The organism is Candidatus Eremiobacterota bacterium, from assembly GCA_031082125.1.
Lineage (GTDB): Bacteria > Vulcanimicrobiota > CADAWZ01 > CADAWZ01 > Ess09-12 > Ess09-12.
This window is the reverse complement of sequence record JAVHLM010000017.1, coordinates 88,106-108,742: the sequence shown is the minus strand read 5'-3', so window position 1 is coordinate 108,742 and position 20,637 is coordinate 88,106. Positions and strand designations below refer to the sequence as shown.

The window sequence follows — 20,637 nt, the reverse complement described above, 5'->3', positions numbered from 1 at the left end:
GTTGAAGAGAATATTGAAAATACTGTGTATAGTGCTTTCGCTTGCCATACTTACCGGGGCGGGTTGCACGGCAAAAAAGAAAGAGCTCCGTGTAGGCTATATAGACTCCGACAAGCTCCTCGTGAAGTGGGAAAAATACCGTGAATTCGGCGATTCCTACCTCAAGGAGCGCTCGATCCTCATCGATAAGGTGGCAAAGGATCCGAAGAATATATCGATTGAGATCCAGAACAAGATAGTATCGATGGACACCAAGTGGGAACAGGTCAAGAAGGAGATCCGCGACGAATTGAAAGTCGCCTCGCAAAAAGTGGCGAAGGAACAGAAGTTCGATCTCGTGCTTGAAAACTCTGAATCCAACCCTACCATCGAATATGGCGGCACGGATATCACCAATGAGGTACTCTCGATCCTGAAGGGGAAGTGACAACCGGGCGGGCGCCTTTCCTTACAAGACAAGCAGGACAATATATGGTAAAGACTCTGGAGGAACTAGCACACTATCTTAAGGGAGAGCCGGCAGGTGACAATGTGACCATTCACGGCGTTGCCGGACTTTCCTATGCCCGCGAGGGCGACATCACCTTTATCGACCATGAGAAGTATCTTGAGACAGCCCTTCAAACGCCTGCCTCGGCCATCATCATCCCTCCCAGGGTAAAGGAATGCGCGAGGCCCTTCATTAAAGTGAAAAACCCCCGCCTTGCCTTTGCCCAGCTTCTCTCGCTCTTCCACGGGAAGGGGAAGAAGAGGGAGGGCATTGATGATACGGCAATCCTCGGCAGGAACGTGGAACTCGGAAGCGGTGTCTACATAGGGCCCTTCGTATATATCGGTGATAACGTGAAAGTAGGCGCCAACGTACAGCTTTTTCCCTTCGTGTACGTGGAAGATGACGTGACAATCGGTGACGATACCATTCTGTATCCCCGGGTGAGTCTTATGAAGGGCATCGTGATAGGGAAGCGTGTCACCATCCACAGCGGCGCCGTTATCGGTGCCGACGGGTTCGGCTTTGTCCGCGACGGCACCTCCCAGATAAAGATTCCCCAGGTAGGCATTGTCATCGTGGGCGACGACGTGGAAATCGGCGCCAATGCCACTATTGACCGCGCCACCACCGATGCCACCAGGATCGGGCGGGGCACCAAGATAGACAATCTCATCCAGATCGGCCATAACACCCAGGTGGGCGAGGACTGCATCATTGTCTCCCAGGCCGGCATCGCCGGAAGCGTCACCGTGGGAGACAGGGTGACTATTGCCGCCCAGGCCGGGGTCCGTGATCATGTCCAGATTGAGTCTGACAGCATCGTGGCGGGAAGAGCCGGTGTGACAAAAAATGTCTCCTCAGGCTCGCTGGTATCGGGGTTCCCTGCGAGGGATCACAAGGAGGAGCTCAAGATAGAAGCGGCCATTGCCCAGCTGCCGGAGCTGGTGAAGAAGGTGAAAAAACTGGAGCATGCTCTTCTGGAGAAGGGCCTCTAGGCTGAAAGTGCCGGTGGAATCACCGGGGAAGGTCTTGAAAGTGAAGAGAATAAAGAGGCTTGTACTCTATTTTTTATTTTTCTGCCTCACTGCCGAGGCATTCTGCCAGGAAGCGGGGGAAGTGGTCGTCAACGGCACGGTGCTCCTGCGGCTCCATGAGAAAAAGGGGCTTGATGTGGGGAGCAAGTGCGAGGCCATCACCAGAATCCTTGAAGAAAAGGCCGATGCCGGGGCTTCCCCCAGGGAGCTCAGGATTGTGCTCCAGCCGGGGGGGGCGGCCATCTACTGGGGAAAAACCCTCGTCGTCGTCGTCGATCCCTACCAGGCGGGGAAGAATTCCACCACGCCCCTGGCCCTTGCGAGAAAATGGGTGGCCGCCATCAAAACGGCCCTTGGGGGCACACCCCTTCGTGTCTCAAAGGACGTGCTCTCTGTCCCCGTAGGTGGAGAGCAGACCCTCACCGTGACAGGCGGGAGAGGGGACCTCAAGGTCTCCTATGAAACCTGGGGGCTTGAGGTGAGCACCGACAGCGGGGACAACGAGATTGCGGTCGTGGGAAAGATGGCGGGAACCTACCGGCTTGTGATTCAGAGAGGGGCTTTGAAGACCGCCGTGAGAGTTTTCGTGAAGGAATGGGCCGGCAGGATTGTGCCTTCTGTTGAAAGGACTGTCACCGGAAGCCCTGCTTCCGTCGATGTTCAGGTCGCCGCCGCGCTGAGCGCCGTCAATGATGCCGTCACCCTCCAGCCAGGCGCCCAGATCACCGTCAAGGAAAGCCCCCTCGTCCTCAATTCCCTTCAGCCGGGTTATGAGCAGACGGTCTCAGTTCCCGTGGCCGTTGAAGGGAAGGGCTATTTCCCCCTTGACGGCACCGTGAAGGTAAAGCTCAGGAATATCAATGCGCCCGTCAGTGACGCAGCCCTCCTCATGATCTGCAACAGGCCCGAGGAACTCAAGGAGGACGGAGTGCTTTTCCAGGGAAAATTTGGTGTCTCGACGCCGGTAAGGCTTCTCTATTCCCACAAAAATGTCTCGCCGGTGAAGAGGCAGCTCTGGGTGACCATAAAGAATCTTCGCCGCAAGCCACTCAAGCTCTTTGTGAGGCGCGCCTCTGCCGGGCCGGACAAGTATGAGATGCAGGCGGGACACAAGGCTGCCATGCGCTATCTTGAGTCTTACGGGACCAGGTCAGGGTACTTTGTTGCCATGACAGGGTCGGGAACCTTTGTGGTAGAGGATTTTGTGATCTCACCGCAGTTTACCGTCTCGGGAATATGTGATTTCCAGATTGTCGATGGGGAAGAGGCCGAGATTACCATAAGGAACTGTGAGCAGGGGAAATCCATGACCTCGCTGAAGGATATCCAGGAGCCCTTCGACCCCTTCAAGATCCATCCTCATGGCATGTTCCCCTCACCGAATCTTACCATCGAGAAGAGCTTCTCCTTCTCAGGCGACGGGGGGCCTCTTGCCATCGAGGTGGGAAAGTGGCCCTGGCTTATCGACGCCACCACCGGCGAACCCAACACGGGGAATTACGGCGCTCTCTACCGGATCAGGCTTACCCTCTCAAATACGGGAGGGGAGCGCCAGAGCGCCCTCCTTTCCTTTATCGCCTTGAACGGCGTGTCTATGGGGACGGTGCTTCTTGATGGAAAGCTGCTGGAAATCCCTGTCACGCGGCAGCAGGAGCTCTCACCGCTTGCCGAGATCCCCCTCGATCCGGGAGAAAAGCGTACCCTTGAGCTTGTCACGCTCCCTGAGGCAAGCTCCTGTTATCCAATCTCGATACAGGTGAGCAAAGGCAGATGATCATGGGACAGCATACCATCGCATCAGCAGTCCGCATTGAAGGGAAGGGCCTTCATTCGGGGTGCCCCGTCGTGATGGAGCTCTCTCCTGCGCCGGAAGATACAGGCGTAGTCTTTTACCGCCGTGACCATCCCGAATTTCCTCCATTGAAAGCCCGGGCCTCCTCGGTGGTGAATACGGAGCGCTGCACCATTCTCGGGAACAGCCACTTCACCGTGAGCACCGTGGAGCACCTGCTGGCGGCATGCTGCGGCAGCGGCATTGACAACCTCGCGATCCATATCGATGCCGGTGAAGTGCCTGTCCTGGACGGGAGCGCCCTTCCTTTCTGCAATGTCCTTTTGAAGGCGGGAAGATGCACGCAGAAGAAGGACCGCAGGAGCGCACGCTTAAGAAAGCCCTTCTGGATAGCAAGGGGAGAATCGCTCATTGCAGCCCTGCCCTCTGACACCCTGCGGTTCACCGTGCTCATTGATTATGAACATCCTCTTGTGGGGGTGCAGGTTTTTGAATATACGCTGGCGCAGGAGACCTTTCTCTCCGAAGTGGCGCCGGCCCGTACCTTCGGGTTATGGGAGGAAGTAAAGATACTCCTCGAGAAGAACCTTGCCCGGGGAGGCGACCTTGAAAATGCCCTTGTCATCATGCCCGAGGGCTATTCCTCGCCCCTGCGCCTTCCTCTGGAACCGGTGCGCCATAAATGTCTCGACCTCATAGGAGACTATTTTCTGGCAGGCGCCGCGATCCCGCTCCATATTGTCTCCATCAGGGCAGGTCACGCCCTCAATGCAGAGCTTGTAAAATACCTTGAGTCACTGGAGGTGATTGAAAATGGAGGTAAAGGAGATAAGAAAGATACTGCCTCACCGGTACCCGTTTCTCATGGTGGACAGGATTGTCGCTCTTGACGAGAAAAAGGCTGTCGGTCTCAAAAATGTGTCAATCAACGAGCCCTTTTTCCAGGGCCACTACCCTGACCATCCAATCCTGCCGGGGGTGCTTATCACCGAGGCATTGGCCCAGGTAGGCGCCATTCTCATCATATGCGCCGACAAGACGGGGGGGGTCGTGCCCTATCTTGCAAGCATTGACCACATGAGATTCAAGAAGCCTGTGTACCCCGGCGATCAGCTCAGGCTCGAAGTCGAGCTGCGGGGAGTAAAAAGGCGGATAGGGAGAATGGTGGCCAAGGCTTATGTAGGCGATGTGCTGGTGGCGGAAGGCGAAATGATGTGCTCATTAGTGAAGGAAAAGGAGTAGCAAAATGATTCCCATCGCAAAACCAATTATCTCGGAACGTGAAAAACAGCTTGTCATGGAGGTTCTCGATTCCGGTGTGCTCGCCGCTGGTGAAAAAGTGCGCGAGTTTGAGGCACAGTTCTCGCAGTATATCGGCTCTCCCTTCGGTATCGCCGCTTCTTCTGGCACCACGGCGCTCCATATGGCCCTGCTTGCCTGCGGCATTAAGGCAGGAGACAAGGTGGTGACGACGCCCTTTTCATTTATTGCCACGGCGAATTCCGTGCTCTACTGCGGGGCAAAGCCGGTCTTCTGCGATATAGACAGGAATACTTACAACATATCGGTGCCGGCCCTTCGCGAGCTTCTCAAGAAGGAGCGGGACATCAAGGCCCTGCTCATCGTGCACCTTTTCGGCCTTTCCTGCGATATGGACGCTCTGATGGAGCTCGTGCGCGAGCATAACCTGATTCTCATAGAGGACTGCGCCCAGGCTCATGGGGCCGCCTTCAGGGGAAAGAAGGCCGGCAGCTTCGGCCATGCGAGTATTTTCAGCTTCTATCCCACCAAGAATATCACCTCGGGAGAAGGAGGGATGGTTCTCACTTCCCGGGAGGAAGTGGCCAGGGCGGCCGAGCTCCTGAGAAACCACGGGATGCCCAGAGAATATGAGCATTCCATTATCGGCTACAATTACAGGATGACCAACATTGCCGCGGCAATAGGGATAGGCCAGCTTGAGCGCATCGGCGAGCTTATCGAGAAGCGCCGCTCCAATGCCCGTTTCCTTGACGGGCATCTTAAGGGCATCCCGGGCATTGAAACTCCCTCGGTACCGCATGAAGAGTACTTTCATGTCTACAACCAGTACACCGTGAAAGTCCCTCACGGCCGCGCCGGGCTGATCCAGCACCTGAAGGAGAAGGGCATCGGCCATAAGATTTTCTATCCCACCATTATTCCGGATCAGCCTCTTTACAGGGAGATGGGATTTCATGGTGATTCTCTCCCCGTTTCGAGGGCCTGCGCGTCGCAGGTGCTGTCCCTCCCTGTCCATCCCGCCTTAAGTGGAGATGATTTAGAGAGGATTGTCAGCACTGTTGGAGAATATTGTAAAAAGAACGACATGACACCTGTATAAGGTGCTTATGGGGAATATCGATGAGCGGAGCTGCTACATTGAAAGACAAGAAAGTGAGCACCCTGGAAAAGATCCCTGTCCCCGTAGGGGTTATCGGCATAGGCAGCATGGGCAAGAACCATGCAAGGATATATTCGGAGATGCCTCATGTCAACCTGGTCGGCGTGGTGGATATTGACAGGGAGCGCGGTGAGCAGTATGCAAGGAAGCTCGGCACCGCCTATTTCGAGGATTACCACGAGCTTTTCGGGAAGGTGAAGGCGGTAAACATCGCCGTTCCCACGAGCCTTCATCACAGGATGGCCCTGGAGTTCCTCGAAAAGGAAGTGCACGTGCTGGTGGAAAAGCCCATCACCCACGACCTCCAGGAAGCAAAAGAGATTGTGGAGGCGGCAAAGTCGCACGATATGGTGCTCCAGGTAGGGCATCTTGAGCGCTTCAATCCCGCGGTGGGCCATCTCAAGGAACTGGTGAAGAAGCCTCTCTATCTTGAAGCGCACCGCATGGGGTACCCCTCGGGGAGAAACCTTGATGTAGGAGTGGTATGGGACCTTATGATTCACGATCTGGACATATTGATAAATTTTGTCCATTCATCGGTGATTCATATCAATGCCTTCGGCCTTTCGCTCTATTCCTCCCAGGAGGATATGGCGCTTGTGCAGCTGCTTTTCAAGAACGGCTCCATTGCGAGTCTTTTTGCAAGCCGCATAAGCGGCGAGAAGATCAGGCATCTCAAGATCATTGAGCAGGAAAGGACTTTTTTACTGGACTTCATGAACCAGTCCCTCTCCGTGTTGAGGCTCCCGAAAGAGAACCATACCAACCCGCCCGAGTTCATCCCGATAAAGAGGTGCGAACCTCTCAGGTCGGAGCTGGAGCACTTCATGGACTGTGTGATACGCCACAAGACTCCCATGGTGACGGGTGATGATGGCAAAAAGGCGCTTGAGCTCGCGATTAACGTGGTAAACAATATGAAAATCGTGAAAAAGAGAAACAGTGTCATCGCAAAGAAGCTAATGGAGATGGCAAAGGCAGGATAGCTTAAAGGGGGAGATCACAATTTCCAAGATTCACCCACTTGCGGTAGTGCATCAAGGCGCGCAGCTGGACGAGAGCGTGGAAGTAGGGCCTTTTTCCATCATAGGTGAGCACGTGCGGGTTGGAGCCGGTACCACCATAGGCTCCAACGTGATAATTGATGGATGGACCACTATCGGGTGCAACTGCAGAATATTTCACGGCGCCGTCCTGGGCACAGAGCCCCAGGATCTCAAGTACAAGGGAGAAAAGAGCTACGTGAAGATCGGGGACAATAACCTCATAAGAGAGTTTGTCACGGTGCACCGGGCCACCTCCGATGAGGGTGTCACTCAAATCGGCGATAACAACTTCCTGATGGCTTACGTGCATATAGGTCATAACTGCATCATCGGATCCAATACGCTCATCGCCAATGCCACAAGCCTCGCGGGCCACGTTGATGTGGAGGACAGGGCAGTCATAGGAGGCATGTCGGGTGTTCACCAGTTTGTGAGGGTAGGAAGCCTTGCAATGGTGGGAGGATATGCCCGTGTCGTAAAGGACGTGCCTCCTTACAGCATGGTATGGGGGCAGCCCGCCCGGCTTTTCGGCCTCAATATAGTGGGCCTTAAGAGGCAGAAAATCTCGCAGGAGGTGAGGGGTAATCTGAAGCGCGCCTACCGCATCATCGCCCAGAAGAGCCGCCTCCTGGCTCTGGAGGAGATAAAAACCCAGATTGCCCCGGGGCCTGAGATTGCGCACCTTATCAAGTTCTTAGAGTCTCCCTCGAAAATGGGAATCATTCTTCGACGGGTGAATGATAGTGAGGCTTCCTCCAGCATGAATCTCACTGCTCCTTAGAAAAGCCCAATCTATCAAGGCTTTCCACCACTTTGTCGGAGCTCACCGGAATGTCGAAAAAGATAATGGTTCTCGCAGGAGAAGCTTCAGGCGATCTGCAGGGTGCTCATCTCGCGGCAACCATCAGGCACTTGAAGCCATCGTATAAGTTTTTCGGTATCGGCGGCGCCAGGATGAAAAGTAAGGGCGTCATGATTTTTGAGGAGAGCACGTCTTGGGGCATCATCGGTCCCTGGCACGCCCTGGGGAAGATTCCTTTCCTTCTCGGCCTGGTGAAGAGAGTCAAGGCGATTATCCTCAAGGAGAGGCCCGACCTTCTCATATTGATTGATACACCCAGCATCAACATGAGGATTGCCCGGTTCGCTCATGACCATGGAGTGAAAACCCTTTATTTTTTCCCCCCTTCGGCATGGTTTCCCAGCGTGGAAAGGGTAAAGAAGATTGCCAGGGTCTCTGATTACCTTGTTCCCGCCTTTACCTATACAGTGAAGACCTACCGCCGGGCAGGCATTCCTGTAAATTACTTCGGCCACCCTCTCGTGGACATGCTCGAGGTGAAGGGGGAGCGTGACGAGCTGGTCGCGAGGCTTGGCCTTCCCCCCGGGAAAGACTATGTGGCCCTCATGCCGGGTAGCAGGCACCAGGAGATAGTCTCGCTGCTGCCTGTGCTGGTGAAGACCAAGGAGCTGCTCATGAAGGAAAGGAAGAATCTCCATTTTATTCTTCCCATGGCCCTTCCGCTTTACCGCCCGCTGATAGAGGGCCTCACGGCACCTCACATGGAAGGCCTCACCCTTGCTGAGGGCAATGCCCACGAAGTGATGAAGCTTTCCAGGTGCATACTGATGGCGTCGGGGAGCGCAAGTCTTGAGGCGGCCATCCTGGGGGTTCCCATGGTGGTCCTTTACAAGCTGGCCTGGCCTGACTGGTGCATCGGGAAGCTCCTGATCAAGGTTCCCCATATCTCCCTTCCCAACCTGATCCTTCAGAAAAGGGTGGTACCGGAGCTTGTGCAGCTTGAGGTGAATCCCCGGAGAATAGCCGCCGAGTGCCTTCCCCTCATTGATGAGACCCCGGGTCGCCGCATGATGCTCGAGGCCCTTCTGGAAGTAAGGCTCGACCTGGGAAGCCCCGGGGTTACAAAAAATATTGCGCAGTTCGTGGTGGATATCTGTGAAAACGGCAGCTGAGCACGAAAGGAGTACTATGAAAAAGAAAGTAAGGGCTTACAAGAAGTCACCTTCATCACCGGAAAAAACAGGGGAGGCCCCCCTGTCATCGCTTCGTGCCTTCTCGGAACCCAAGGAAAGCGTCCCGGGCGAGAACCCTGAAAAGGCGCCTCCGGCGCCTCCTTCCTCCCCCGGCACTCCCGCCCTTTCGGGGAAGAAGGAGATGGTGATGGGTTTTGGCATTCTCGGGGTGGTAGTGGGCTTTCTCGCGGGATATGGCAATCTGGACATGGCCATGGGCCTTATGGGAGGCATGGCAGGCCTTGTGGCCGGAGCCTTCTGCGGGTGGCTCCCCTACATGCCGCTTCCCAAGCCATGATAACCCTTCTCTGAAAGGGAGTTCTCATGGAGCAGATTACCATCTATCATACCAATGATCTTCACAACCGTTATCAGCTCTTCTCGCTGCTCAAACAGGTGCCCCGCGACGAGAGGACCTTTCTTTTTGACAGCGGCGATGCCCTGGGGGGGTCGAGCACGCTTTTTTACCCCAGGGAGCCAGTGCTCTCGGCGATGAATGATGCCGGGTACACCGCAATGGCCATGGGCAACAGGGAATTTCATTACCTGCGCCCTGTGCTCGCCCTGAGGGCAAAAAGCGCCCGTTTTCCCATTCTCTCGGCAAATGTCAAGGATCTTACGGGGAAGTCCTCTCACTGCTGGAAGGACCATCTCATCGTGGAAGCGGGCACCCTCAGGGTGGGCGTGATGGGCCTCACGCCGGTGCAGTTCCCCGAGCATTCCTTTCTCACAAGGTGCACGGGCTTTCTCTTCATCCCGCCTCTTGTGGCCCTCAGGGAGATCCTTGGGGAGTTCGAAGCCCTGGGAGTGCACTGCGTCATTGTGCTCTCCCATCTTGGCCTTCGCGATGACAGGGAGCTTGCGGAAAAGACCAGGGGAGTGGATCTTATTCTGGGAGGGCACAGCCATCGGGTGCTCCATGAGCCCCTCAGGGTGGGGAAAACCCTGATAATGCAGGCAGGAAGCCATGGCAGGTATATGGGAAAGTGCGTGATAGAAGCGGGAGAGAGGCCGTTAAGGCTTGCCTCGTACGGGCTTATCCCCGGAGGGAGCACCTCCACGATGGCATCATGAAAGGAAATTGTGTGATGGCGCCCAGGATCCTCTTTATCAGCAATGGCTACGGAGAAGATACTATTGCCACAAGCGTGGTGAAGGCCCTCCTCGCCATTGACGTGTCATCGATCATTACCGCCCTGCCCCTCGTGGGGGAAGGCAAGGCCTACGAAGCATGCGGCGTCGAGGTCATCGGACCCCGGCAGCTCATGCCCAGCGGCGGCATGATCCCGGGGAATCCGGGAAACCTTCTCAAGGATATTGCCTGCGGCCTTGGAAGCCTCACGGCTGCTCAGGCCCTCGCCATTAAACATATGAAGGGCCATGTGGATGTCACGGCGGCCGTCGGTGATATCTACCCCGTGCTGATGGCCATGCTTTTCGCCGCGCCACCCCGGGTCATGATTGGCACGGCAAAGTCAAATTATTTTGTGCCTTACAACGGGTTCGAGAGAGCAGTCATAAGGCGCTCCTGCGAGGTGGCCTTCGTGCGCGACGAGCCGACGGCCGCTTCCCTGAGAGCGTCCCGCATAGATGCCCGGTGGGTCGGGAATGCCATGATGGACAGCCTTGACTATGAAGGCCAGACCTTTGGCCTCAGGGAGGGCCTCCCCTGCGTGGGCATCCTTCCCGGGAGCCGTGCCGAGGCCTATGGCGACATCGCAGTAATACTGGAAGCGGTGGAGGAGCTTTATACCATCTGTGAGGGCAAGGTGGCATTTCTCATGGGTGCCGCCCTCTCGACACCGCTTGAGGAGTTCTCCCGGAAGATCGCGCCGATGGGATGGCGCTTCAGGGAAGGCCAGAGCTTTCCCTCGGGCTCAATGGACTATTTTGACAAGGAGCCTGTCTCCATTGCCGTGGTGAGAGGCATGTTCGGCGATGTGCTCAAGTGTTCCACCGTCCTTATCGGCCAGGCCGGCACGGGAAATGAACAGGCCGTGGGGCTCGGGAAGCCTGTCGTCACTTTTGACAGCCAGGGAAGGCAGGAGCTCGGGTGGTACAGGAAGCGCCAGAAAGGCCTGCTTGGTGATTCCATAGCTGTCGTGGCAAAGGAGAAGGGCGCTATCGCGGCGGAAGTGTCTGCCATCCTCAGTATCCCCGAGCGTTACAGGAGCATGGCTGCCATCGGGTACGAGAGGATGGGCCCTCCTGGAGGCGCCCGGGCCATGGCCTTATCGCTGCTTGAGCATGCCGGAGCCGCGCAGGCCAGGGCCCCGGGAAGTTAACATTTTGTTAACGTGCGGATGTTTACTTTTAAAATCCCCCCTGATATAATGAAATTAAGGATTTCTACAAGGAGGAGGCTGCGATGGCGATTCAGGGAGCAGGCCCGGTGGGGCCGAAGACATCTGACTATATAAAGAACGCCCAGCAGGTTGGCGCACAGCGCGAGGGAGCAAAGAAGAGAGAGACCGAGGGAGAGACCACCGCCCTTGTGCCTGCCGATACAGTGGACCATGCAGAGCTTTCAAAGCAGGAGGGGCCGAGAGCCGGTGCCCAGACAGGGCAGGCTCAGAACCTCGGCACTGATGAGAAAAGAGAAGAGGTGAGGTCTGCAACCGATACGATGGCGGGGCTTTCAGGCGGAGGCACCCAGCAGCCGGCTTCGCAGGGGATGGAGCTTCCCTCATTTATGGATGGAATGCCTGGCGGGGGACTTCCGCCGGGACCGGGAAAATGCGGCGGATCATGCCCCCCCGGCTCACCACCGAATCCGCCGGGCCCCTCGCCGGATCCTTCACAGCCTCCGGGCCCCGTGGCGCCTCCGGGAGGCCCTGGTGATCAGTCGTCGTCCTCTTCGCAGTCCCAGATGGCCCAGATGGCCCAGACTGACCAGCTCCAGTCCAACGAGGCTTACTGGCAGATGGCCGTGGAGCGCCAGAAGCACATGTGGAAGATCTTCCAGATGCTCCAGGACCTCCAGACCGACATCATGAAGATAATCTCGGAGGCGGCGGCGAACCGCGCCAAGGTGAGAGATGCCATATCGGCGAAGTGGGCCCAGGTTCTCGCGGGCTGACGGAGGGAAAACAGGGAAAAAAAAAGAGGCTTTGCAAAGCCTCTTTTTTTTTCCTGTCTTTAAACCTTACATGAGAGTCGAGTTGTCGATATACATCTCCTCGAGCTTCCGCCTGTTTTCCCTGTTGATGCGCATTGCCTCGTTTATCTTCTCGTTTCCTTCATGGACGAGCTCAAGGCCGTAGTCAATGTGGTCGGCGTTCTTGTCCTCAAGGAAAAGGAGCATGTTGGCGATGCCCTGGTTGTAAAGCTCAATCCCGTTAAAGCCCACTTCCAGCTCCTCGGCGAATTCCTCGATTGCTTCCTCGGGGATCTCTATCTCTCGGATTTCCTGCTCCTTCTGAGCAAGGATGGCCTGGATATCCTGGAGAAACTTCCCGTACTGCTCAATTGTCCACTCGCCGCTCTTGGCTTTCTCGCCGGCTTCCTTGAGCTGCATGTAACGCTCGTTCACCTTGGTGGGCGGCGCCGTGTCAGTCTGGGTCATCTTGGGGAGCGCCGCGTTGCAGCGGGTGCAGTAATTAGCTCCCTGGGCGTTGTTGTGTCCGCATTTCAGGCAGAGCAATAGGAGCCCTCCTTTCGTCAACTCAACCTGTCCTATTCATTCGGTATGCTGCCCTATATTCCTTCTTTGCACCGCAGGGCCCCGGCGATGGTCACTTTTCCGGTTCTCCGAACACGTCAGCGGTGAAAATGAGGAGTTCCGTATCCTTTTCCTTCCAGGCATCGGGAGAAAGTCCCGCTTTCTGCCAGCAGAGCTGGCTCATGAACTCCTCCTTGGTCCACCCGGTCTCGGTAGCCACCTGGGGAAGAAAGACCCCGCTGTGGAAGCCTTTTCTCACAATGACGCCATGCTTCCCCATCACGATCTCGTCGGCGCTCTCGGCACGCCTGAGGGGCGACATTACCGAGATTTCTATGTGGATATCCTTGAGCTCGTCATATTTCACCTGGGGAAAGCGCGTGTCTCTCGTCGCCGATGAGATTGCGAGTTCCACCACGGACTTATAGAGTGCGTCGCCTCCTGTAAGGTGCCCGATGCATCCCCTGAGGGCGCCATGCTTGTGAAGGGTCACAAACATGCCTGTTTCCATCTTGAGGTTTTCGGGGATGGGGCTGTCCTTGAAGAACTCAGGCTTTTTGCCTGTCTTGAGATACTCTTCAAGGGTCTTCCTTGCCATCACAAGGAGCTCTTTCTTGTCTTCCCCGGTGAGGAATTCATCTTTCATACCTTTCACCTTCCCTGTCTCTGGTTTTCTTGAGAAAGCCACGGAAGCATAGCCTACGACGCGGCTTTTATCGCCTGCAGTGTCACCCGAATTGGCATATTTGAGAAGGACGGGCCTGCACCCGAGCTCTTTCATGGCAAGAATCACGGTGGCCACGGGGACCGCGCCGCAGAGTTCGCAGTTCCCGGCGCCTTCCCCGAGGAGTGCCGGAGCATCCATTTTCTCTATGGCTTTGATGGTTTTCCCGTCTATGGACTGCGCCTCCTTGTAAGGGTGGTAGTGGGAGAGATCAGAGCTTGCCACAAGCAGCACCGGCCGCGTTTCTGAGGGCCCGAAGAGTGAGGCCATTGCCTGGGCAAGCTTTCTGCACCCTTCAAGGTCGTTCCTGCCGGCGATGAGGGGCACGATCTTGAAATCCTCAAGGGCCACCTGCAGGAAAGGGATCTGGAGCTCGAGGCTGTGCTCCCTTTCAAAAGGCTCATACTGCTTCTTGACCAGGGAACACTTTTCCATGAGCCTCTGTGCCATGGCCCTGTCAACAGGCACGTCACCCAGGGGGGTCCTGAAGGCACCGCGGTCATAGACGGCAAAGCCTTCGAAGTCGAAATGGTGAGTTGGCGCGATAATGATAACGGTCCTGGAGGGAAGCCCCTTGACAAGGCGGTATCCATAAGCTGCCACAGGTCCCGAGTAGATGGTGCCGGCATGGGGTGAGACGATACCGCAGACCTCTTCGGTGCCAGGAGGGGCTGCCCCGGCCTTTTCCAGATACCCCTTCAGTTCCTTCGTGAGCGCTTCCCTGTCGTCGCGGTAAAACTGCCCTGCCACATTGGGCTTCTTGAGAGGCTCCTCTTCCCTTGGCGAGGACGCCGCTTCTTCTCTCTTCTCCGCAGCTTTCTGGGAAGCGCATCCCTGGTGGGGGGAGAGAAAGCACAGGCTTATCATGATGACAAGAAAGGCACTCCAGGCACTAAGGCGCATTGATCTCATCCCTCCCATACACCGGGAATCCGCTCTTTACAATAAGGGCATTTTCCCTTGATAAGGTGTATTTTCTTTATCATGAAGCCGGCACGCTCTATTACAGGCTTTCTGCAATGGTGGCAGTATGTGTTTTCGCCTGGATCGCCGGGAACATTCCCCGTATAGACATAGTGCAGGCCCTCCGCCATGGCCGCGTTACGGGCCTTCTGAAGTGTCGCTACGGGAGTTGACGGCAGATTCTTGAGCTTGTATATCGGGTGAAACCTCGTAAAATGAAGGGGCACGTCGCTTCCCAGTTCTTTCTTTATCCACTGGCACATTTCCTTTATTTTGTCCATCGAGTCGTTGAGGGTAGGCACCACAAGATAGACTATCTCGAGCCACACTTCTGACTTTCTTATGGTTTTAAGGGTCTCGAGGACCGGCGCCCTCTCCCCCACGCAGATTTTCCGGTAGAACTCGTCATCGAAGGATTTCAGATCTATCTTGACGGCATCGAGTGCTTTCAGGAACTCCTCCATGGGTTCTTTCCTGGTGAAGCCCGCCGAGACTATTGCTGATTTGAGGCCCTGCTGCCGGGCTTCGCGGGCAATGGCAAGCATATATTCAAAGAATACCGTGGGCTCTGCGTAGGTCCCCAAGATCGAGCGGCACTGGCGTCTTTGCGCTTCTTTTACGGCATCTTTCGGGAAGAGAGACTGCCAGCGCACGTTTTCAGGCCGTGACTGGGAAATCTCCCAGTTCTGGCAGTAGCGGCAGTTCATATTGCACCCTGCCGTCGAGAGGGAGAAGGCTCCCGTGCCGGGCAGGAAGTGGAAGAAAGGCTTTTTTTCAATGGGATCGATACCGAGGGAGCAGGGATTCCCATAGACAAGGGTATAATATTCGCCGTCCCGGTTTTCCCTTACCCCGCAGTAACCGCGCTCCCTGTTTCCCACCCGGCATTCCCTCGGGCAGAGGGTGCACCGGACCCTCCTTCCCGGCAGTTTTTCATAATAGCGGGCTTTTCTTGTGAAGGGGGCGAGGGGATCACTCCCGGTGCTGCCCAGAAGCCCCGAAACAAAAGGAGCGGTGCAGGAGAAAAGACACAGGGATTTCAGGAACTGCCGTCGGCTCACCATGGCCGTTTCAGTCCCCCTTTCCTTCACACTCGAGAGGGTCAATGAGCATGTGCTCCACCTTTGAAAAGTCCCCCTCACCCACGCGGTGGTCGCTGTCAGCGGCCCGGGCGATATAGTGAGGGAAGCGCTTTTCATCGGAGAGTGTCGGCAGTTTCATCTCCCTGCGCTTTGCCTCTATGATGGAGAGGGCTCTCGTGTCGAGGGCCACGGGATCACAGCCTGCAAGGATGCCGCCGTAGGACCAGGTTCCAGCGGGATTGTAAGCGGGACCGCCGTCATAAAGGGCTTCAAGGGCATCGCAGATGATGAGCCTGCTCTTGCTGAGGAGGAGCGGCGAGGCATTGATATCGGCTATGTAAGGGTCCCCGCCGTTGGGGTGGTACTTGTTGGGATTGTCTATGGAACCCAGATGGTTCTTGAGGGCCGCCGAGAGGCCGCAGAGGTCATGGTCCTTCAGGACCGGCACATTGATGAGGGCGGTGCATTCCCTGCTGATGATGGTGGAGAAGCGGCTTGCCACCTCGCCTGAGATGGTAGGCTCCTCATCGTAGCCGACTCCCGGCTCATCAGTGCCAAAGCAGCGGGCCGCGCCGCCTGACCTGCTGAGGGAAAAGCCTGCCTGCCTGAGTTCCTCTGAGGTGCGGTCATAAATGATAATCCTCGAGCTCTGAACGCCCGCTCTCGTGAGGCCGGAAACGATGGCATTCACAAGCTCCCGGTGGGTGGAGAGGCGTTTCCCCGCCAGGCAGTTCACCTTGAGGGCCACCATGTCGGAAGGTGAGAAAAGCTTCTGCCACGCGGCGTCACCATGGCAGGCGGTGAGGCGTTCCATGGCGCAGGTGAGCATCTGTTCGAGCACTTTGCTGTTGACAGTATTCTCCGCGGAGAGGACCTTGCCGGAGCGGACCTCGACAAGCCTCTTCCTTATCTCGGCCGGTACGGGCGACGGGTGCTCCCCTGCGGGTCCAGCACTTCCTGTTCCTGCCACCTTGTGGCTGCAGGTAAGCGATGCCATAAGCGGGAAGCCGAGGACAAGCCCTGTAAGCTGTCCCAGGAACATCCGGCGGCTCGGCGTGTCATCCATCGGTGCCTCCCGGGGAGTCTATTCCCTCTTATTATAGGGGTGAACCGGGGTGCTGTCAACGAACACCGTTTTTCCCCGGGTTCCGAAATTATTGAGAGGTGTATCTGGTTATAGCAGCCTTGCACTGAAAAAAAGAGTCTGTCCCTTAGATGGCGAATCCTTCGGAAATACTCTTGGAGGGCTGCCATCAAGCCGAGAATCCTGCTGTACCTTTCCTTCTTTTTCATGGGATGCGCCTCGATGATAATCCAGGCCGTGATGGTGCGGGAGTTCCTTGTGGTGTTTTACGGGAACGAGCTCTGCATGGGCATGATAATGGGAGTCTGGCTCTTCTCCATAGCCCTCGGGGCTCTCATTTTCACGGCCATGTCCCGGAAAAGGAACCTTGAGGGCTTTTTCCCCCTCTGCCTTCTTCTTTTTGCCCTTATTCCCCTTGGAGAGGTGCCCCTTATAAGGAGCGCCCGCCTGCTTCTCCACGTGCCGCAGGGACTCTATATCAGCTTTGGTGCCATGTGCCTGCTTGCTTTCCTTGTGATTGCCCCTTATGGCATCGTGGTAGGCTTTTCTTTCCCCCTGGGCTGCCATCTGATGGCGCGCCACAGGAAGGATGGCTCAGCCATAGCCTCCCTGTATACGCTTGAATCTCTTGGAAGCCTTCTGGGGGGGGTCCTTTTCAGCTTCGCCCTTGTGGAGCGTTACTCATCACTCCATATTCTCTGGGCCCTTCTTTGTATCGCGATGCTCCTTCTTCTTGCCGCGTCGGTGAAGAGGGGCCCTCTTTCCCTCGGCCTCATGGGGGCCGTGCTGGCCGGTGTCTTTCTCTTTTTTCCCCGCGTGGAAGCCCTCAACATGAGCCTCATAAAGCTCCGCTGGGAGTCCCTCATCTCAGGCCTGCCCCTGGTCAGCTCGATTGATTCGAGATACCAGAACCTGGCCCTTACCGTGCAGGAAGACCAATACAGCGTCTATGGGAACGGCCAGTATTGCTTTTCTTTTCCTGATCCCTACGGGGTGAGGCTTACCGCTCACATGATCCTTGCCGAGCACGAGAAGCCTTCTTCGCTCCTCGTTATTGGCGAGACATCGGGAGGCTTTCTTGCCGAATGCCTGGCTCATGGAGTAAAGTCCCTCCACTACGTGCCTCTCGATTCCGCCCTTTCCGCCATGGTGGGGCCTTATCTGGACCCTTACGAGCGCTCGGGTTTTGAGGACAGGAAAGTGACCGTCATAAGCGGCGATGGGAGATATTACGTGAACAGGGCGAAGAACCTCTATGATGTGGTCATTCTAATGCTCCCCGATCCTTCGAGCGCCATGCTCAACAGGTTCTACACAAGAGAGTTTTTCCTTTCCCTCAATAGAATAATGGACAAGAGAGGGGTTTTAGCCCTCTCACTTTCTTCGTCGCCTCAGTACAGGGACTCTCTCTACAGCCTTTACAATGCCTCAGTGTACCGCACCCTCAGGGAAGTGTTCCCCTCAGTCGAGGTAAGTCCCCAGGATACGATGTATTTCTTTGCAAGTGACGCCCCCGGGGTGGTGACATCTGATCCCGCCGTGCTCAAAAAACGCTTCGCAGGCCGTCATGTTCCCGAGGAGCGGTTCTCGCCCCTCATGTTTGATGATTTTTTTCCTCCCCTGAGGGTGAGGGAGGCAAGAGCCATGCTGGAGGAGGCGCCATCGCTCTGCAATACCGACTTCAGGCCCGTCACCTATTTTTACAGCCTTGTCATATGGGACAGAATATCAGGGTCACGTATGGCGGGGTTTCTGGCGCTATGCTCCCGCTTCTCCCTCTCCACCTTTGCCCTTGTGCTTGCCCTCCTCATCCTTGCCAGGATCCTCTTCGTGGTGAAAAGAAAAGTTGACGCTTCCTCCCAGCAGCGCTTCAATTACCTTGCCTCCCTGGCGGTCTTCGGCTTCTCGGCCATGGGCATGGAGATTGTACTGCTCTTCTCCTACCAGAACCTCTATGGATATCTTTACCAGATGGTGGGCCTTGTGGTGGCAGCCTTCATGGGGGGCATGGCCCTGGGGGCGGCTTTTTCCAGGGTCGCCTTGAAAGACAGGGCCCCCCTCTTTTTCTGGGTGCTTCAGTCGGCGCTCATCCTTTTCGCCGCGGCCCTTCCCTCGATCCTGAGGGGGCTTGGGCCGCTTTTCCTTCATGCAGGGACTCTTCTCTCCTCCCAGGCGCTCTTTTTCTGCCTCGTTGTTTCCATGGGAGTGTTAAACGGTATGGCCTTCCCTCTTGTGGGCTTCATGACGCTGAGGGGAGGGGCTTCTGTCCCCCAGGCCGCCGGGCTTGTGAACACCATTGACAACCTGGGGGCGGCCTGTGGAGCGTTTTTGTGCGGCACCCTCTTCATTCCTCTCATGGGAGTGGAGGAGACCTGCAGGTTGATGGCTCTCATGGCGTTCCTGGGGATGTTCCTGTGGCTTCCTCTTCTCGGAAGAAAGCGGTGAGCGGCGGGGCGCTTCCTATGCGGCGTGGGGCCTGAGGTTCTTGGTCATGGCAAAGGTGAGGGTTTTCCCGATGATATCCACCTTCACCTTCCCTTCGGTAAGCTCCTTGATGAGAATGATGCCCCTTCCGCGCTCATCGAGATAGGTTTCAAGCAGTGCATCGATATCGCACAGGCCGTTTTCAACCGAGACCTCGGGGAGCTCGGTCAAGCCGGCGAATTCCTCTTTCAGCGACGATGCTTTTTCTGGCTCGAGGAGCTCGTTGGCCACGAGCTCCCTGAGGAACTCATTGGCTTTCCTGATGCTGATAATCTCCTCCCTCAGGAGCCTTTTCAGGAATTCGATGAACCGGTGGTGGGTCACCAGGTCCTTTTTCAGGATGCCCTTGACAAGTATCTGGATTTTTCTCGGCTTGATGGTGAGCCTCACGATGACATTCTTGGTGCTGTCGAACTTGTGGGCATGCTCAGCCGTGTTGGTGACGGCCTCATCGATGAGGAGCACGAGATCTTCGACGGTTTCACGGTCCAGCTTGAACTCCAGGAACAGCGCCCGCATCCTGGTGATGAGCTCATGGATGTTCTTCGGCTCGCTTTTCACCGTAATCTCGACGAGGCTGAAATAATCGCGACGATCAGTGAGAGGGACTGCCGATTGATCGTTCTGGATTGATAACGGGTTTGTGTTGTGATTTTCTGCTGCGTGTACCACGGATCTTCACCTCTGTCAGTGCACAATACTTCTGTGCCTGCTGCCGGCACTCCTTTTCCTCAAGATTTTCTGCGCTGCTTTGCCATCTTAAGACCAGTCCTCGCCTTTTCAATGAGATCCGCCGCGCTGTCGGAATCCTGGGGATAGCTTGCCATCCCTGCCGTGAGCGATACGGGGAAGGCTCCCCCTGCGAATTTCTCGGAGGTGAGCCTGGTGATTCTCTGGGAGAGCGTTGCTGCACCGGCCTTATCCGTTTCAGGGAGCAGGATGCAGAACTCCTCGCCTCCCAGGCGCCCTGTAATGTCGATGCTTCGCACGTTCTTGGTGAGGAATGCCGAGAGCTCGATGAGGAGCTCATCGCCTTTCGCATAACCCATTTCCCTGTTGAAGTGCCTGAAGTCATCTATGTCAACAATCAGCAGGGAGCATACCCTCTTGTAGCGCTCGGCGCGCACAATCTCCTTTTTTATCAGCTCTTTGATATGGCCTGCGTTAAAAAGGCCCGTGAGGTTGTCAATGGACGAGGCTTCTTCCGAGATGCTGCTCATGTAGTTCTCGTCGATGAGGAGAAGGGGGTGGCTGCCCAGCAGCTCAAGGAGCCCCTTCTGCGTGATCTGCGTGCTTGACAGGAAGCCTATGAAAAGGAGGGACGAGCGCTTTTCCATGAATTCCTCGAAGAGTGCCATCTCGTGCTCCACGAAGTCCCGGTTCCTGCCGTCGCTCTCAAAAAGCCACGGGATATCGACGATGACGCGCAGTGACGACCAGCCCTGGAGGCACGTGTCGTCGATAAAGCCCTGGAGCTTTTCGAAGAAGCCTTCGAGGTCCCCACGGCTTTTTCCCCGCAGGGATGAGGGTGCATCGACAATGAGGAGCTGGCTGTGCCTGGTGAGCTGCTCCACGGGTCTCCCATGCTTTTTCATGAGGGAGGTTATCTCTTTTTTTGTGCTGTCGCTTCCTGCAAAAATGCATTTCTCGTTCTCTGAGATCCCCTGGGAGATTATCCTGTACAGTTTATCGGCTCTTGAGTTCTTGTTTTTTGCGATATAGAGCACATAAGAGCCGACCTGTACCTGGATATTCTGATGGCCCAGGAAGGCGAAGCGCTTGCCGAAAGCCTCTTCGGGGCGGGTCTGTGTTTCCATG

Annotated in this window: 20 protein-coding genes; 14 read left to right on the top strand and 6 right to left on the bottom strand. The window is 56.0% G+C overall.

What is annotated here, in order from left to right:
- Window position 1: 1 nt before the first annotated feature.
- The 13 genes from RDV48_18495 to RDV48_18435 all read left to right on the top strand — a co-directional run bounded on the left by RDV48_18495 (window position 2) and on the right by RDV48_18435 (window position 11,900).
- Entirely contained in the window at window positions 2–427 is a 426-nt protein-coding gene (locus RDV48_18495; GenBank protein MDQ7824794.1) for a hypothetical protein, read from the top strand.
- Window positions 428–471: 44 nt separating this feature from the next.
- Complete coding sequence (gene lpxD, locus RDV48_18490; GenBank protein ID MDQ7824793.1) at window positions 472–1,488, top strand: UDP-3-O-(3-hydroxymyristoyl)glucosamine N-acyltransferase; 1,017 nt, start codon at window positions 472–474, stop codon at window positions 1,486–1,488.
- Between the two features lie 40 nt (window positions 1,489–1,528).
- Entirely contained in the window at window positions 1,529–3,301 is a 1,773-nt protein-coding gene (locus tag RDV48_18485) for a hypothetical protein (GenBank protein ID MDQ7824792.1), read from the top strand.
- A gap of 2 nt (window positions 3,302–3,303) precedes the next feature.
- A complete protein-coding gene (gene lpxC, locus RDV48_18480) occupies window positions 3,304–4,209 on the top strand; it encodes a UDP-3-O-acyl-N-acetylglucosamine deacetylase (GenBank protein MDQ7824791.1) in 906 nt (301 codons plus the stop codon).
- The gene (fabZ, locus tag RDV48_18475; protein MDQ7824790.1) at window positions 4,133–4,561 is read left to right on the top strand and encodes a 3-hydroxyacyl-ACP dehydratase FabZ; all 429 of its coding nucleotides are present in this window, start codon (window positions 4,133–4,135) and stop codon (window positions 4,559–4,561) included. Before lpxC ends, fabZ begins: the two co-directional genes overlap by 77 nt.
- A 4-nt stretch (window positions 4,562–4,565) precedes the next feature.
- Window positions 4,566–5,681 (top strand): DegT/DnrJ/EryC1/StrS family aminotransferase, encoded by a 1,116-nt coding sequence (locus RDV48_18470; protein ID MDQ7824789.1) that lies wholly within the window; start codon window positions 4,566–4,568, stop codon window positions 5,679–5,681.
- A 20-nt stretch (window positions 5,682–5,701) separates the two neighbouring features.
- The gene (locus RDV48_18465; protein MDQ7824788.1) at window positions 5,702–6,727 is read left to right on the top strand and encodes a Gfo/Idh/MocA family oxidoreductase; all 1,026 of its coding nucleotides are present in this window, start codon (window positions 5,702–5,704) and stop codon (window positions 6,725–6,727) included.
- A gap of 13 nt (window positions 6,728–6,740) precedes the next feature.
- Window positions 6,741–7,568, top strand: a complete 828-nt coding sequence (gene lpxA, locus RDV48_18460) for an acyl-ACP--UDP-N-acetylglucosamine O-acyltransferase (protein ID MDQ7824787.1) — start codon at window positions 6,741–6,743, stop codon at window positions 7,566–7,568.
- A gap of 50 nt (window positions 7,569–7,618) precedes the next feature.
- Entirely contained in the window at window positions 7,619–8,761 is a 1,143-nt protein-coding gene (lpxB, locus tag RDV48_18455; GenBank protein ID MDQ7824786.1) for a lipid-A-disaccharide synthase, read from the top strand.
- 16 nt (window positions 8,762–8,777) lie between these two features.
- Window positions 8,778–9,119, top strand: a complete 342-nt coding sequence (locus RDV48_18450; protein MDQ7824785.1) for a hypothetical protein — start codon at window positions 8,778–8,780, stop codon at window positions 9,117–9,119.
- A gap of 26 nt (window positions 9,120–9,145) precedes the next feature.
- Window positions 9,146–9,895 carry a metallophosphatase gene (locus RDV48_18445; protein MDQ7824784.1) on the top strand — a complete coding sequence of 250 codons (750 nt, stop codon included), beginning with the start codon at window positions 9,146–9,148 and terminating at the stop codon, window positions 9,893–9,895.
- 14 nt (window positions 9,896–9,909) lie between these two features.
- On the top strand, window positions 9,910–11,106 hold the full coding sequence (locus tag RDV48_18440; protein ID MDQ7824783.1) for a lipid-A-disaccharide synthase-related protein: 1,197 nt from the start codon (window positions 9,910–9,912) through the stop codon (window positions 11,104–11,106).
- Window positions 11,107–11,189: 83 nt separating this feature from the next.
- Window positions 11,190–11,900 (top strand): hypothetical protein, encoded by a 711-nt coding sequence (locus RDV48_18435; protein MDQ7824782.1) that lies wholly within the window; start codon window positions 11,190–11,192, stop codon window positions 11,898–11,900.
- Between the two features lie 66 nt (window positions 11,901–11,966).
- Here RDV48_18435 and RDV48_18430 read toward each other — a convergent pair whose 3' ends face one another.
- From RDV48_18430 to RDV48_18415, 4 genes are all read right to left on the bottom strand, one after another.
- Entirely contained in the window at window positions 11,967–12,464 is a 498-nt protein-coding gene (locus tag RDV48_18430) for a zinc ribbon domain-containing protein (protein MDQ7824781.1), read from the bottom strand.
- A gap of 91 nt (window positions 12,465–12,555) precedes the next feature.
- The gene (amrB, locus tag RDV48_18425) at window positions 12,556–14,109 is read right to left on the bottom strand and encodes an AmmeMemoRadiSam system protein B (protein ID MDQ7824780.1); all 1,554 of its coding nucleotides are present in this window, start codon (window positions 14,107–14,109) and stop codon (window positions 12,556–12,558) included.
- A 5-nt stretch (window positions 14,110–14,114) separates the two neighbouring features.
- Entirely contained in the window at window positions 14,115–15,275 is a 1,161-nt protein-coding gene (gene amrS, locus RDV48_18420) for an AmmeMemoRadiSam system radical SAM enzyme (GenBank protein MDQ7824779.1), read from the bottom strand.
- Complete coding sequence (locus RDV48_18415) at window positions 15,241–16,317, bottom strand: DUF362 domain-containing protein (protein MDQ7824778.1); 1,077 nt, start codon at window positions 16,315–16,317, stop codon at window positions 15,241–15,243. Before RDV48_18415 ends, amrS begins: the two co-directional genes overlap by 35 nt.
- Window positions 16,318–16,557: 240 nt before the next feature.
- Between RDV48_18415 and RDV48_18410 the strand changes: the two genes are divergently transcribed.
- Window positions 16,558–18,780, top strand: coding sequence for a hypothetical protein (locus tag RDV48_18410; GenBank protein MDQ7824777.1), 2,223 nt, complete (start codon window positions 16,558–16,560; stop codon window positions 18,778–18,780).
- Window positions 18,781–18,795: 15 nt separating this feature from the next.
- On the opposite strand, the gene RDV48_18405 is transcribed toward RDV48_18410, so the two are convergent.
- Together RDV48_18405 and RDV48_18400 are read right to left on the bottom strand one after the other, a co-directional pair.
- The gene (locus RDV48_18405; protein MDQ7824776.1) at window positions 18,796–19,491 is read right to left on the bottom strand and encodes an ATP-binding protein; all 696 of its coding nucleotides are present in this window, start codon (window positions 19,489–19,491) and stop codon (window positions 18,796–18,798) included.
- A 59-nt stretch (window positions 19,492–19,550) separates the two neighbouring features.
- Window positions 19,551–20,636 (bottom strand): diguanylate cyclase, encoded by a 1,086-nt coding sequence (locus RDV48_18400; protein ID MDQ7824775.1) that lies wholly within the window; start codon window positions 20,634–20,636, stop codon window positions 19,551–19,553.
- Window position 20,637 lies beyond the last annotated feature (1 nt).

Bases quoted from the DNA above. Each gene is read 5' to 3' on its own strand.
- lpxB (MDQ7824786.1), top strand. From the start codon at position 7,619: ATGTCGAAAAAGATAATGGTTCTCGCAGGAGAAGCTTCAGGCGATCTG.
- lpxC (MDQ7824791.1), top strand. From the start codon at position 3,304: ATGGGACAGCATACCATCGCATCAGCAGTCCGCATTGAAGGGAAGGGC.
- RDV48_18435 (MDQ7824782.1), top strand. From the start codon at position 11,190: ATGGCGATTCAGGGAGCAGGCCCGGTGGGGCCGAAGACATCTGACTAT.
- lpxD (MDQ7824793.1), top strand. From the start codon at position 472: ATGGTAAAGACTCTGGAGGAACTAGCACACTATCTTAAGGGAGAGCCG.
- RDV48_18445 (MDQ7824784.1), top strand. From the start codon at position 9,146: ATGGAGCAGATTACCATCTATCATACCAATGATCTTCACAACCGTTAT.
- fabZ (MDQ7824790.1), top strand. From the start codon at position 4,133: ATGGAGGTAAAGGAGATAAGAAAGATACTGCCTCACCGGTACCCGTTT.
- RDV48_18465 (MDQ7824788.1), top strand. From the start codon at position 5,702: ATGAGCGGAGCTGCTACATTGAAAGACAAGAAAGTGAGCACCCTGGAA.
- RDV48_18440 (MDQ7824783.1), top strand. From the start codon at position 9,910: ATGGCGCCCAGGATCCTCTTTATCAGCAATGGCTACGGAGAAGATACT.
- RDV48_18415 (MDQ7824778.1), bottom strand. From the start codon at position 16,317: ATGGATGACACGCCGAGCCGCCGGATGTTCCTGGGACAGCTTACAGGG.
- RDV48_18450 (MDQ7824785.1), top strand. From the start codon at position 8,778: ATGAAAAAGAAAGTAAGGGCTTACAAGAAGTCACCTTCATCACCGGAA.
- RDV48_18410 (MDQ7824777.1), top strand. From the start codon at position 16,558: ATGATAATCCAGGCCGTGATGGTGCGGGAGTTCCTTGTGGTGTTTTAC.
- RDV48_18470 (MDQ7824789.1), top strand. From the start codon at position 4,566: ATGATTCCCATCGCAAAACCAATTATCTCGGAACGTGAAAAACAGCTT.
- amrB (MDQ7824780.1), bottom strand. From the start codon at position 14,109: ATGCGCCTTAGTGCCTGGAGTGCCTTTCTTGTCATCATGATAAGCCTG.
- RDV48_18400 (MDQ7824775.1), bottom strand. From the start codon at position 20,636: ATGGAAACACAGACCCGCCCCGAAGAGGCTTTCGGCAAGCGCTTCGCC.